Source organism: Novosphingobium aureum (assembly GCF_015865035.1).
Lineage (GTDB): Bacteria > Pseudomonadota > Alphaproteobacteria > Sphingomonadales > Sphingomonadaceae > Novosphingobium > Novosphingobium aureum.
The window spans coordinates 523,338-537,087 of record NZ_JADZGI010000002.1; the positions used below are offsets into that span (position 1 = coordinate 523,338).

General features: G+C 58.3%; 9 protein-coding genes. 4 read left to right on the forward strand and 5 right to left on the reverse strand.

The genetic code is table 11. The features are described 5' to 3' along the window. Window positions 1–220: 220 nt before the first annotated feature. The 5 genes from I5E68_RS20400 to I5E68_RS15595 all read right to left on the reverse strand — a co-directional run bounded on the left by I5E68_RS20400 (window position 221) and on the right by I5E68_RS15595 (window position 9,955). On the reverse strand, window positions 221–3,853 hold the full coding sequence (locus tag I5E68_RS20400) for a DEAD/DEAH box helicase (RefSeq protein ID WP_323982190.1): 3,633 nt from the start codon (window positions 3,851–3,853) through the stop codon (window positions 221–223). After that, entirely contained in the window at window positions 3,853–5,241 is a 1,389-nt protein-coding gene (locus tag I5E68_RS15580; RefSeq protein ID WP_197165614.1) for an EH signature domain-containing protein, read from the reverse strand. Before I5E68_RS15580 ends, I5E68_RS20400 begins: the two co-directional genes overlap by 1 nt. After that, a complete protein-coding gene (locus I5E68_RS15585; RefSeq protein WP_197165616.1) occupies window positions 5,238–5,957 on the reverse strand; it encodes an OmpA/MotB family protein in 720 nt (239 codons plus the stop codon). The genes I5E68_RS15580 and I5E68_RS15585 overlap by 4 nt, the downstream gene beginning before the upstream one ends. Next, window positions 5,957–7,996 carry an anti-phage ZorAB system protein ZorA gene (gene zorA / locus I5E68_RS15590; protein ID WP_228727226.1) on the reverse strand — a complete coding sequence of 680 codons (2,040 nt, stop codon included), beginning with the start codon at window positions 7,994–7,996 and terminating at the stop codon, window positions 5,957–5,959. Before zorA ends, I5E68_RS15585 begins: the two co-directional genes overlap by 1 nt. A 1,215-nt stretch (window positions 7,997–9,211) precedes the next feature. After that, on the reverse strand, window positions 9,212–9,955 hold the full coding sequence (locus tag I5E68_RS15595) for a hypothetical protein (RefSeq protein ID WP_197165618.1): 744 nt from the start codon (window positions 9,953–9,955) through the stop codon (window positions 9,212–9,214). Between the two features lie 156 nt (window positions 9,956–10,111). Here I5E68_RS15595 and I5E68_RS15600 point away from each other — a divergent pair, with 156 nt between their 5' ends. From I5E68_RS15600 to I5E68_RS15615, 4 genes are all read left to right on the forward strand, one after another. Next, window positions 10,112–10,798 carry a hypothetical protein gene (locus tag I5E68_RS15600; RefSeq protein WP_197165620.1) on the forward strand — a complete coding sequence of 229 codons (687 nt, stop codon included), beginning with the start codon at window positions 10,112–10,114 and terminating at the stop codon, window positions 10,796–10,798. Then, on the forward strand, window positions 10,795–11,952 hold the full coding sequence (locus I5E68_RS15605; RefSeq protein ID WP_197165622.1) for a hypothetical protein: 1,158 nt from the start codon (window positions 10,795–10,797) through the stop codon (window positions 11,950–11,952). Before I5E68_RS15600 ends, I5E68_RS15605 begins: the two co-directional genes overlap by 4 nt. A 266-nt stretch (window positions 11,953–12,218) precedes the next feature. Further along, complete coding sequence (locus I5E68_RS15610; RefSeq protein ID WP_197165624.1) at window positions 12,219–12,464, forward strand: hypothetical protein; 246 nt, start codon at window positions 12,219–12,221, stop codon at window positions 12,462–12,464. A gap of 340 nt (window positions 12,465–12,804) precedes the next feature. Further along, the gene (locus tag I5E68_RS15615) at window positions 12,805–12,942 is read left to right on the forward strand and encodes a hypothetical protein (protein WP_197165626.1); all 138 of its coding nucleotides are present in this window, start codon (window positions 12,805–12,807) and stop codon (window positions 12,940–12,942) included. Window positions 12,943–13,750: the final 808 nt, after the last annotated feature.

The following is a 13,750-nucleotide window of genomic DNA, read 5'->3' on the forward strand; positions in this document are numbered from 1 at the left end:
GAGGCCAGACGCTTAGTTTCAACACTCTTTGACCAGATGTGGTGAGGTGTTTCTGGCTCTGCAAAAAGCCTGAAGACGAGCGATTTGTAGCGGCTCACGGGCGGAGAGCGGAGATACCGGATATTGCCAACCCGGCTAACCTCTTCCTCTCGATCACTAAGTCACCCCGGCGACGGGCCGCATAGGCTTGGGATGCAAGATCAAGACGCCAAGACTAGCGCTACGACTGTTCAACCGTAGCGTTAACAACACATCCGAAGCGCGGCGACATGATACCATCGATGCCGCGCCCCAAATCCCAGATCACCCGGCTTCCATCGGCAAACGTGGCGGTGACTCTGCGATCGTGCAGATCGCCAGTCGCTCTGCGAGATCTAGGGGCGTGATGGAAGTTGATGTTCGGCAGTTTGGAAGCCACTTTCCTCACGATGTCGCCACACTGCTCCTCATTGCTTTCATAGCTGTCACGCAAGGAATCAGCATCGAAACTGACGACATGCACTTTCCCAATCGAGGCCGCAGCTGTGTCAAAGCGCGCGATGAAATCTGCCAGCCTGCGGCGAGCATCTTCCTGAGCACAACAATAGGGATCGATGATCTGCAGGACCTGTATGGCCATGTCTTCAATGTGCTGAGTGAAGATTGTCCAATCCCTGAGTCCTCCCACTTCGAACTCAACACGCCCAATGTCAGGAGTGCGGGTCTGAGCAATGTCGACTGGCGTTGGGCGGACCGACAGGATGGGCCTTCGAGGCTCTTCGACCGGCTTACCCCGCCTGCCTTCAGCATCGTCCCCCTGTTCAGCTGAAGATGCTGTATCGCTTGCAGATCCAGAAGGCGCGTCGCCGGTCTCGATGGTCTGCTTCGAGGGCGGAGAAGCCGTTTCGTTGGATTGCGGCGACGTTTCACGGTCGCCATCGAGGACACCTGACAGCATTGTGTCGAGATCGTTATCCGCCTCTGGTGGCACGAGCAGGCCACGGCTCAGTTCACGCTTGCTCTGCATCAAGCTATTGAGGCGAACGTCGAAACTACTTGGACCAATCGTCTCATCAGGATGGACAGCCATCGGGATGTGGACCGTTACCGGCTTATCTTGCCCGATACGATAAACGCGGTCGGTAGCCTGATCCTCGACGGCTGGGTTCCACCAGCGCGACAAGTGAATGACATGATTTGCCTTGGTGATCGTCAAGCCCACGCCACCAGCCTTCGGCGAAAGGATCATGACATCGAAACCAGCAGCACGCGACTGGAAGTCAGCAACGATTGTCTGTCGCTGGGCTCCGGCGACTGATCCGTTGATAACGGGCACCGAGCGCTCCAGATTGAACTGCTCCTCGATGGCCGATGACAGAAAGGCTTGCATATCGAGGTCTTCACAGAAGATCAGCGCCTTCTCTCTTTTCGCCTCGATCTGGCTCAGTAGCTCGAATGTCTTGGAAAGTCGAGCGGATGCCCTGATGTAGCTTTCGAAATCTCCGAGGCCCACAGGCTCTTCAGGATGCAGGGACGTCCCCCGAAGCATGTGAAGAATTTTCAGCATTGCCCCTCTGTCGCCGCTCTCACGCATGGCGCGGGCTCGAGCCAGGATCCTGTTGTAAGCGGCCTCCTGTGGGGGCGGCATCGGGACTTCGTAAGGAACGATCGTCTTGGTCGGGAGCCCGGAAAGCAAGCCTTCCTTCATTCTGCGAAGCATAAAGGGCGGCAAGACCCCATCACGTTCGATGATGCGGTCCTGCAGAGCGTGGAGGGCTTCCGAGCTATGGGGGGGGTAGACTTCCTCGAACTCGCGACTAGTTCCCAGAAACCCGGGATAGACAACATCTGCAATAGACCAGAGATCCTGCAGCCTGTTCTCAACCGGTGTGCCTGTCATGCCAATCTGAATATGCGCGTTGAGCGCCTTGGCTGCACGAGTCATCTGGCTCGCCGGATTTTTCAGCTTCTGGATTTCGTCGTAAACGATCGCCGAAAACGGCACGCGAGCCAAACTCATGTGATAGTCACGCATTGTCTCAAAGGTCGTCAGCACGACGCCGGCATGCCGCCATTGCGATACGTCAAGCTTTGAAGTGCCGCCACGGATGTCGTTGCCCGTGCCATCGCGCCATTGCTTGAGACCAGTGCCGAAAGCCTCGATCACCTTGCCCAGAGCATCGCGCTCTAGGTGAAGTTCAATCTCGTTAAGCCAGTTTCGCAACAGGCCCGTGGGAGCAACGATCAGCACCGGCCTGTCGGGCGCGGCCACATTCCGTAGCCAGGCCAGGAAAGCAAGCGCTTGGAAAGTCTTGCCGAGCCCCATATCGTCGGCCAGGACAATGCCAGGTACCTTGCGCGTGAAGGCTTCGGTCAGCCATGCGAAGCCCTCCTTCTGATGCGGCTTGGGCGAGGATCGCAGCACCGTTGGCATGTCTGGCGCATTGAATGGCCGTGCCGCCACCTCTCTTGCTGCCTGACGGGAATAGTAGAGTTCCTCAAAATTTTCCCCGACCTTCAGAAAGTAGGTCGGAATTACGACTGGTGGCTCGGCATCTTCACTGCCTGCCTGGTCTGCATGTGCAAACTGGTTTTCGAGCTCAGCAATTTCCCGAACCGCATTCAGAGTGTTTGTGTTGGCAGGTATTTCAAAGTCGCCAAAAGGAACCGACGCATCGCCCTTGTCGAGCGCTGTCCCGATGGACGTCTCGAGTTTTTCCGCATCACCTGCCTCAAATGGCACATGTTGCTGATTGGGCGGTTCCCCGATCGTCAGACCGAAGCTCTCCGGCAACCAGCTATTGGGAGTGGGCTTGATCCAGGGCAGCACAGGCGGCTGCCATTCCTCGATCCCCGCGACCCTCTCTGAGTATTGCTGGGTCTCCAGGAAGAGGTGATCGGCAGCGTCGTCGTCTCCGGTTTCATCCAGCGCCAGCTCTTCGCGAATGTAGCGCTGCGGTGCGCGTGCGAAAATGCGCCTCTCCTCAGCCGGTGCCGCCTGCTTCTCGCGCACGACGTCGAGCGCCTTGCCGAGGTTGGAGTCGAGATAGAGAAGCGTTCCATCCGGCAGGAGGTAACTGCGCCGACCGCCCTTCTGAGTGCGAAAGCGCTGCCGGAAGCGTTGGTGTTCGTAGTCGGTGAGAAGAGCCTTGTCTTCGGCATCGAGCAGATCGCCATCTTCGTTTTCCACGACCCTGCGCGAAAAAAGTACGGGATCGAAATCGAACAAACCGCCTTGCGTACGCAAGTCCAGCGAGAAGTTGGACGCATAGGCGATACGCAGTCGTTCGATCGTCCCATCCGCCTCGATCTTCTCCTCTCCGAGATCCCCCAGTTGCTCACGCAAACGCGCAAAAGCAGCCTGCCGTGCATCGCCAGGCTCTGCATCCCTGAGCTCGTGGAGATTGGCCAGCGTCGAGTACATGGGCTCAGGAAGTCGAGCAACCTTCCCGGTTTCACGTACTCTCGCGCCCTGTTCTCGGGCACGGACCGAGACGCCGCCACGCCGAACCCACCTATGCTCGACTGCGATCGTACCTTCATGCAACGATCCTGTAGAGCGCAGTTGCAAGGTGAGGTCCGTAGCTGGAGGCAACCCAAGAGCCAGCGCCTCGACTTCACTCAGGGCCGCACTGGCAGCTGCTGAGATGATGACAGCATCGCTGGATTCGACCACGTCAGCGCCACCGTTCATGGCTCGAAGTCGTGACAAGGCAGCCATGCCGCCCCGAGGTGCAGTCCGGACCCATTCGCTCATCGGCACGGTTGTGGTGCTGGCCCTTCGGAACAGGCCGCCGGCGCGCGTTTGGCGAAGTTCAATTTTCTCCCGGCCATCCGGCTGGTCGGAAGCAACAAATGCAATCTGCTCGCTCACTATGCGTGGCCCTTACCAAATCGGGGATGCTCGATGCCGGTTCTGCGGTAGATCGTATTTGCAAAACGATAGCGCCACCCTCCCGTTTTATCGTGCCGAAGGCTTTCGAACCCCCTGTTGCCGCTCATCGTCCGAAGCGCCTCATTCCGATAATTGCGATCGTACAGTTTGGGTGCTTGGCCATCTTGCGCGTCCCAGAACCTGCAACGCCCGGTGTCGCTCCACTCAGAAATCCGCAGGTCACCTATTTGCATGATCAGGGACGAGGAGCCGCTAGGACCGCTGGAAATTTCACCATGCTCCAGACTTTCCCCCTGACTTCGCGCGATCTGCGCAATCTCCAATTTTGCTCTCGCCCCAAGAGCCGGCCATGCGTCGCTAATGTGTCCAGCGTCGAGGTAGGCTAGCCAGAATTTCTTGCGCTCGTCCCACATATCCGGCCTGTCGGTGGTCTCTGCGATAGCGGTAAAGAACACCCGCATGGCAACATCGGTCAGCCACCGACGCAGCACCTGAATGATCGCCCCTGCTCGCTCGGCTCCAACTTCCGCGCTCAGGTTCGTATGGATCGGGTTCCATTTGCGCTTGCCGGGATTGACGCGCGGATCCGAAATTCGCTCCAGCAGGAAAGCGGTGACACGCTGGCGATGTTCGGCCGCTGGTGTGGCATCCGTCCACGGCTCCAGCAAAGCTCGCACGATTGCAGCGGTGTTATCGAATTGGCCCTCGCCTTCCAGGATGTCCAACAATCGATCCTGACCAGCATAGGCACTCTGGCCACGCATAACCGCCACCGTCCGGCAGGCATCTGCAAATGCGTGATGACCGAAACTGGTCGCGAATGGGCTGAGGCCCAGCCCTGCCTTCACGAACATCGAGGCCGGCGCCCCTTCCTCGTTCTCTGCAAGCTGCTGACCGATGCTGGCGGGCCCATTGGCCGGGTCGAAAAGGCGATACTCGCGATGTCTGTCGAGCCAATAACCGCCTTGGTCTTCCACCAGATGCCGACAGGCTTCGGCAAGCGGCTCCATCGCCGGGCGCCCCATAGGAAAATAGAGCAGGTAGCCGTCAATCAATGCCTTGGTTGTGCTGTTTTTCCGATCCTGCAGAGCACACTCGATGGCGTTAAGGCCCAGCCCCTCGAACTCGGCATCGCACCAGACACCGCGCAGCAGACGATTGAGCTCGCTACGGCGCAGGGTCCTGATACCGACTGTCGCGCAGCGGCGCAGGAACGGGACCAATTCCTCGCGAGGCTCGCTTTCCTCGACGCCTGTCTCTAGGTTCGCAAAAGCATGATGCAATTGCGGCAAGGTGGTCGGTGGATTGGGGAAGCCATGACTGGCCAGATCCGCCATACGTCCGATTGCGCCTCGAATGATGTTCACTTGAGCAAGGCATCCTCTTCCAATGCGCCGGGGCTCATCATCAAGAAGCGGAGATCGATGCGCCTGTTGCGCGATTTGGCTTCCGGGCTCTCCCCTTCGTCCACAAGCCGGTCCGGTCCGTAACCACTCAGCCCCAGGATTTTGGCAGAGGCTGGCTCACTCTTAGGCAGATTGCGCATTTGATCGACGATCGGGTTGGCTGCTTTCAAAGCCCTGAAGGTATTAGCAGCACGCATCACCGAGAGGTCGTAGTTATCAAGCCCACCCGTCATGGGATCCTGATCGGTATGCCCCTCCACGAAAATGGCATCGACCCGGTAGGGGCTTTGTTCACCAGCACATTCAGCGCCGATCGTGTAACAAGGCAGAATTTCGGACATCGCGTCAGCCACTGTGCCGACGGCCCGCTGGCCCTTTTCTGTGAGCTGATACTGGCCACTGTTGAAAAGCAGCTCGTCTGGCAGACGCAGCACGCCGGTCTCGATGTCGATCGAGACGGCCAGGCCTTCCTTTTTCAAGGCCTCGGAAAGATCCTGCAGGATGTCAGCACGGGCCGCATCGGCACCTGTCAACTTCTCCTCGGTCGCCTGAAGGTTTAGGGCAAAGTAGGCGAGCAGGATGATGAAAATCAGGACCAGGCCGACCATCAGGTCGGTCATGGAGACGAAGTAGCTTTCGCTTTCTTCCGGCGCCTTGCGCCTGACGCGCGCTTCCATCAGCTAGCCGCCTCGGTTCGCCTTTCGGTCAGCGTTGCAGAGAGGTCTTCCACGGTATCGCTCAGGCTCTCCAGCGGACGCAGCGCAGCCGCGAGCTGGGTAATGCCCTTGGCCAGTTCACCGTCGACCTGCCCCACGCGATCATTGAGGTTTCGCGCGTGGCTGCTTGTCGCTTCGGTCAGCTGATTGAGTGCCTCGCCAAGCGACTTGTCGACTTCGTTGAACCGAGCACGGTAGTCCGACCATGCGCCTTCAGCGGCTTCGCTCGTAGCCTGGAGCGCGTCGGAGACTTCGCGAAGTTCCGATCTCGTCCGTTCGGACATCTCACGCATTTCCTGACGATTGGCATCGGCGTTGCGCGCGTCTTCCTTGATCGCATTGGAAAGCGTATCAAGCGAGCCCTGCAAGGATGTCGCCGTTTGCCGCATTGGACCAACAGCCTCGCGCACGTCACCGGCAACCGTGCCAAGCGCAGTCGCGATGTCGCTGGATCTCGCAGCAACACTTTCGATCCCACGCGCGTAGTCCCCGAGGGCACGGTTGCTTCCATCAAGCGAACTGGCAGTAGCCCCGATGTGGGTCGAAGCCTTCTGCATTTCCTCGACGAGCGGGCCGCTTATCGCCCGGAAACGATCTGAGAACTCGGCGAAGGCCTCTTCCAGTGCTGCCTGCCCGACCAACGCCGCCCGCCTTGCCGCATCGCTGGTCTGTTTGCCGAACGCATCGCCTGACTCGGCAAGACGGGTACGCATGTCGTCAAGACTGGTACCAAGGTTGGAGATCAGGCTCTCCATCTGTTCACGCGCCATATTACCTGCCGCTGCATTATCAGTGCGCATGCGATCGGCCAGTTCGGCAAAGGACGAGTGCATGTCGTCGATCCGCTTGCGAGACTCCACGCTGGCCATTTCACCATCGCTGCGCATACGCTCCGCGACTGCCGCAAAGTTCTTGTTCAGATCGCCGAACGCCACGCGCATCTCTTCGGAGGCCTGCCCGAAACGGCGGACCGCCTCCTCGATCTGCTGGTCGGCTGAACTGGTCTGCCTTTCGAGCCGGTCCGCCATTGTACCCAACGAAGCCGTCATCGCGCCAATCGCATCGGCAAGCCCGCTCATCTCGGCGCCAGCGCCTTGTGTGATCGCCTTGCTCACCGCCTCGCCGCCGTCGCCGCTAATCTTGTCGATGCCCTCTCGAATGGAACCCAAGCTCGTTACCATCGGCGTGAATTGCTTTTCGAGCGCCTCTTCTAGGACGACTGCGAGCTGCTCTGAAAATCCCTTGAGAGCCGGAGTCTGCTCTTTGAGCTGATCAAGCTGCTCCGAGGCCAGGCGCTGTGGCGGAAGATAGGCCATACCGTGTTCGATCAGGTCGCACAGCTTACTGAGCCCCTCATTCACGTGCTTGTCGAAGCGATAGTCGACTGCGCGAAGGATAATCGAGGCAACGATGCCCCCGACCGAAGCCCAGAATTTAGCCCCGGCAACATGCATAAGGTTATTGAGCTGCGACTGCATCGCCTCAGAGCCACCGCTCAGGTCAAGCGTGGAAAGCGCCGCGATGATACCCAAAAATGTGAACAGCAGTCCGACTGCGATGGCAATGTTCGCGAACCAGCCGAGAGCCTTGTGCCTTTCTCCAAGTCCCAGAAAAAAGTGCTCTGGACGAACAGAATTTCGCAAGACCTCGGAATTGGGATCGATGATGGTCTCGCGATATTCCTCCCACGCCCGGCGCAAGGCGAAGACCTCCTCGTGGTCGGCCTCCATCATCTTTTCATCAATATCGAAGTAGCTGTCAGAAAACGCCTTACGCGCATCATCTGACGCAGATCGAGCCCCACCGATCCGATCGGAGATCAGGGCATTGCGTTCTGCTAGCGCCCTTTCAAATGGCTTGAAGAACCGCGCGCGATAGGTCAGCGCGATCAGCGATGCCGTCAGGATCAGGCCAACGGCAATCCAGAATGCCATCGCATCGCCGACGCCGGGAACGGCAGTGAAGAACCAGATCAAGCTCTGGCCAAGCATCTCGATCATTCAGATAACCCCCGCATTCACAGCTCTCCGCGCCGTGAACTACGTAAAATTCCTTATCAAACTGCTACTTACGAGGGAAGGCGGAAACATGCTTGAGCTAGAGACCCGCATATCGTGGCGACCTAGCTTGCAGCAAAGCATTTAAAACGGCCGAGACTTCCTGAGAATAACGATTGTGTCTTCTGTCTCTCGAACAAATCGAGCAGAAAGAGCTCATTTCGGTCGGCCATCGACACCTCCGCAATCGGACACTTCGCAGCCTGTCACGAAGAAACCGAGTGGAAGTCCTTGCTTGTCGCAGCGTGCGCGGACCTTGCACGTAAAGCCGCCGCGCGACAGGCCACGGCAAACGATGTATCACCACCCCAATTATTTGTATTCTAACTCGAAAATATTCCGTTCATCATAAATACAGAAAATGTATCAAATTAAATATTGCAGAATACATATAGTATACTTGAAAATATCAAAATTTTCTACGCGACAAATCTACCATGGTCACCCCCACCAGCGCCAAAATCTGCACAAAACCCTAGTACCCTTGCGGGTTTGCGGCCCTTGGCCTGCCTCTGGTTCATGTCATGTTTTAGCACCTATTACCCAGGTATGGGGGTGCTATGCAGGGGGTGGGCCAGCGGTTGGCCCGCCCCCCCCCCGCGCGGTAGGCGCGAGGGTTGGACAGGTGCGCTCTTTCTCATCGTCGTGACTTCGCTTTGCGAACCTGTGCGCCCGGCACTCGACCGGGTTGGAGGGAGACGTGTGCCTGCCGTGCATGTGCCCCCCTTCGGGCAAGGTTCAAGAGTTGTGAAACTTTCACAAGGCGAAGTCACGGCGGCTCCGGGCAGAGCACTATAATTTACATTTTAAAGGATGGTCATGTATTTTAAAACCGACCCAATGTAAAATAAGTATATTAGTCGTATATTCACATTACATTACGCGGATATATTTTTCGCATAATACATTTTTACTAATTACTCAATCCTCCCGGACGCACCAGAGACTGCGCATATCTGATATTCGCATCACGTCAGCCACCGCCCCTTCCGCGACGCTCAGCGGTCGATTTCCGATCTCTACTACCGGACGGTCCGCTGGCTTTCCTTGCTCCGCAAGCGTGGCCGAACCCGGCCATTGCGATTGCGGCGTCATTTGGCACCTACCGCGATCGCGCCCAGATTGGCCGTGCGATGCCGACGCCGAAGGTGCCGGCGCCTAAAGACCCTCACCATCGTTGCGATTTCGCAATTTGTTCGTCAGGTGGGCGTCGAGGATTACCAACTGGTCCTCCAAAGCTTGTCGATGCCGATCCAGAATTGCCTGTGCGAGACGCCCGAAACCGACGAGATGTTCCGCCATGTTGCGGAGTACTGCTTCGTGATTCTCGCCTACCTCACCTCTCACTGCGCGCTCGGTGGTCAGGACCAGCGACGGAAGCTGCTTACGGATCAGGACGGCGTGTTCGATCGCCTCCAGATCCATCGTCAGTTCACCGCGTTCCACCAGATGGAGGAAATCCGAACAGGAGACCCTCGACTGGCGAAGGCGCTCGCGTTCATCGTCTGGTGACAGGCGCAAGGCCAGTTGCCAGGCCTCGGCGACCGGCTTGTCCACCATGGGCTCGATGACTTTGTCATCGTCGCCGGGCCGTGTCAGGCTCACTGTGTTCCTTGACTTGGATGAGGGTGCCCCCGCGACCATGAGCCTGGAAAAGACCCGTAGACCGGACAAAAGGCCAAGCCCCACACCAATGGCACTGGCATACGGCCCTTCCGACAGATGACTGTTCAACAGCCATTCCGAACCGAACCCGACCACCAGACCGACAGCCATGGCCGCAGCCATGGCCGCAGCCATTCTCAACGCCAGCACGACAAGCCATCCGAGGATAGCCAGAGCAAAAACGGAGGCGGCGACAAGAACCAACAAGGAAACGATGAGCCACAACAACGCGATCATGCTTGAATCCCGTTCAGATCAGTCTGTGTGAATGTCGTGGCCAACGACAGAAATGGTCGTATTGCGTCAAAGACCAACACAATATCTGTATTGACTAAGCATTAGGCATGAAGTCAATTGATACAGGCAGGATGCAAGGGGGCTTTCTGGAAATCCATGAATCTGGAATTGTTGGAACGCCGCCAGGCTGTGACAGAGTGGCGCGACCGCTTCGTGCTGTCGGCATGGGCACTGGTCAATGGCGCGGCGAAGGGCGCCCGGGAAGGCTTCGAGAAGCATCTTGAAGATGCAGGCTTCATCGATTCCATATGGGATCGCCCCTCATTCACATACGACCGGATCGATGCCGCGATGAGAGCAACGGTCACCGGCGGCATCCAGGGCCTGCTGGCCGCCGCGGCGGACGAATTGAAGCAGATCGATCCGGCTTACGAACCGCTGGCCGTCGCACTAGCATCAAGCGCCGAAGCGGTCATCCTGCCTATGATCAAATTGCAGGCGACAGGCGAAGGTCCGGCGAAAGACGCTGCACCTTCCGAACCCGCCGCACAAGGCAATGCAGGCGTGTTGACCCGCATGTCGGGTTACATCTCCGAGTTGGGCGTCACACGCAACGCCCGCGAATGGGGAGGATGGGCTGCCGATGTCGTTACGGTTGCAGCCAGTGCTGCAAGCCGCACGGTCCAGAACCGCACCGGCCTGCATGACCTGCTCCGACGCACGGCTATCGACCGCATCGCAACCGCTTGGATGGGCGGTCGCACCGACAGCAGGTCGGTAGTCACACAGCTCGTCGCTCTGATCGACGAAACCGGCCAAGGTGCAAGGAGTGCCTCGCTGTGACCAATTTCGCGACTTTGATGACCGCGCCGACAAAGGCGATCACCGGCCTGAACGATGGCAGCCTGAGACAGGTTGGCGCAGTCATTCGCTGGGCCGCCGGACCCAACAAGGGCAAGATCTTCGCCTACATGCAGGAAACCGGCGCCCTTGAACGCGCCGTCAAGACGGTCGGGAAATCGCTGAGCAAGGGCGGCACCGCCACTGCCACAACCGGCAATCCGGCGATCGGCGCTGTCACCGTCGCCAGTGATCTCCTCCTGCAGGCGACCCAAGCAGTCCAAGGCGAAGTGATCCGGCGTGGCGTCAAACGGGTCGAAGCCGGCGTGAACCGGCTCGAAGAGAGCATGGGCCGGGTCGAGTTCAAGCTCGATGGCTTGGGCAAGGGCGTCCAGACGCTACAGCAGCTCGGTGTCGCCAATCTCGCTCTCGGCGCAGCCGGGTTGGGCGTCTCACTGGTCGGCTTCGGCATCATGAACGCCAAACTCAACCGCGTTCAGGCATCCATTCAGGCCTTTGCCGACCGCCTCGATACCATCAGCGACAAAATCGACCGTGTCCGGCAGGACATGATCGATCAGGACTTTCTCAAGATCCATTCGCTTGTCCAGCTCTACGAGGAAGCTTGGGCCCACAGCGACCGTGGCCGCGCCGAACTGCAATGGCACGGCGTAGCCCAGGAAGCGCGCACATATCAGGACCGCTTCCTCCATCGCGCCCGCCAACTGCTCACTGCATACCCGCCTGACATTGCCCTCGCCGATCCCATGATTGATGCGCTGACACTGACGGGTTCCTTGCGCGTCTCCGCCCTCATGGCCTGCAACGAAAGCGCATCCGCGCGCCTCGTGGCGGATGAAGCGTCGTGGCAAGTGGAATCGTTGACCGGCGTCATAGGGCTCGCCGATCTCGTCCCACTGTCGCTGCCGGAACAGGTTGAGCCGGGTTCTCAGGACTGGGACCTCGCTTTCACTGCCGCTACCGAACTGGCTCGCCCCATGGTCCAAAAGATGCGCGAGCGTGAAGCCGCTGTTGCCACCCGCGCTGCGCCTCTCGACCTGCTGGAAAGCCGCGGTATCTCCCCGCGTGAATGGTTAGAAGTCGCGCGCAGCGAGACCGAACAGCCGGTATTGCTCTTGTCTGATCAGCGCGGCTGATCGAATCCATCGAGCCTCGGCAAGCGCGCGGGTGGCTTTGAATGATGCCCGAGCCCGACCGACCTGAATAGGCGCGTGGGCGACCGCAGGCTGACAATAGCCTAGAGGCCGTGAACGGCAGCTATCTTGATTTTGTCTCGCCGAAGCCGTCCGCAGCAAAAACACCAGAGAATGCCGCTTGCCAGAGTTTAAGCGGGCGCTGGTGAACCTGACGCTGCCCTTATTGTGATGGGGCTAATTATGTCCTAGCCATCTTCTCCTCAACCTTGGTCGGAGAGCATGCCAAAGCTCGCACCAAGATCGTCGCCACCCGCGTCACCCATGATCGCCTTGCGCGCAACCAGCTGCCCGGGGCGGACCCGGAGACGGCGCGCTACGCAACGCTGCGACCGGGTGTGACCGCCATCCACATGCACTACCGCGGGCCGCACGTGGAAGACGACGGCGAGCTGCCCATGGGCGGCATGTGCACGTACTACCTGATCGAGAGCGAGGAGTACCACGAGGAATGAGATACCATCTAGGTCTGCTGGACGACGCCCCCTCCCAAAACGCCGCGCTGCGGTGGGTGAGGGGCGTCAGCTGGAAGCACCTTCCGCCCGAAGTCGAGCGCGAGCTGGGGATCTGGTTTGCCATGCCAGGCATCTCCATCGGCTGGCACGCGAAGAACCTCGGAGCCGGTCGCATCAGGGTCCAGTAGAACTGGGTGAGTACAAAAAGTACAAGGATGAGGTCGCGGATAACTGGTTAAGTGCGTCGAGAGAGGATTGTGTGAAACTTTCACAACTTCGACCGCATAAAGGCGTTCTCCCGATCATCAGCCAGCTGCGGGCGCTTCAGGACCTGAAATCGATGACCGTCGCGCAGGTCGCTCGCGACTACCGGGTCGACCGTGGAAGCCTGTGGAACTGGAAGCGGAGGGGGATCAATACCCGCATCGGGATACCCCTTCCGCCCGGCTTCGAGCTGCTCGGGACCATGCACGTCTGAGGTGGCCAAAAGTCGCTCGCTGCTAAACGAGAAAAAACCTTACGAGTCCAGGATATACCTTATTACTTTCTATATATTTTTATAGGATACGCACATCAGAGAAGAAATAATATATATCCTAATTATGTAAGGTTTTTTATTTTTTTACGGCGACTGAACTTTTCCCGTTTTTGCCTCCCGATCCGCCACGAGAGCAGCTGGAAACTATCTGAACCCGAGCTAGAACTCGCAACATACTCTATTTTACCCGGAAACGCCCCTCACATCGCGAAGAGCTACTTCTAGTCTACTCGGGTAGCTCTGACCCCCTCTTCGCGCTCTACGACCCCTTCAGAGTCAAATTCGCTCACATGCAGAATTTGGAAGCCAACCCTCATCAACGAAACTTCCGACCGATCGAGAAGGAGGACGCCCCCGAGAACAGCATCGAGAAGCTCTCGACACCTCCACGCCAACGCGGCCGACCCTTCGCAAGTACGTTGCCCTCCGAGGCCAAGCACTCAAGTGACCGATTCCTCCACCTCGCCAGCTTAGATCTAGAAGCCGTTCAGTATCCGCAAGATATGATTCGGAGTTACTCATTGAGTGCGGTTGTTAAACCCCGGACCTCTTGTGCAACCTCGCTAACCCAGCTCCCTGTCGGACGATGGAGTACTGACCGAGTTCTGTCCAAACTCAAATTTCAGCCTTGCGCGCCGAGTCGGCGATTCCTAGATTCCATCAACGGCCCGACCGGAGGCGGCAACCTCCGGCCAGGCCTGACCACTAACCGTCTATTCAGGAGACGAATCAATGGCTGTCTCGCCGA

Coding starts and splice junctions, on each gene's coding strand:
- I5E68_RS15585 (WP_197165616.1), bottom strand. CDS start 5,957: ATGGAAGCGCGCGTCAGGCGCAAGGCGCCGGAAGAAAGCGAAAGCTAC.
- I5E68_RS15595 (WP_197165618.1), bottom strand. CDS start 9,955: ATGATCGCGTTGTTGTGGCTCATCGTTTCCTTGTTGGTTCTTGTCGCC.
- I5E68_RS15600 (WP_197165620.1), top strand. CDS start 10,112: ATGAATCTGGAATTGTTGGAACGCCGCCAGGCTGTGACAGAGTGGCGC.
- zorA (WP_228727226.1), bottom strand. CDS start 7,996: ATGATCGAGATGCTTGGCCAGAGCTTGATCTGGTTCTTCACTGCCGTT.
- I5E68_RS15615 (WP_197165626.1), top strand. CDS start 12,805: ATGACCGTCGCGCAGGTCGCTCGCGACTACCGGGTCGACCGTGGAAGC.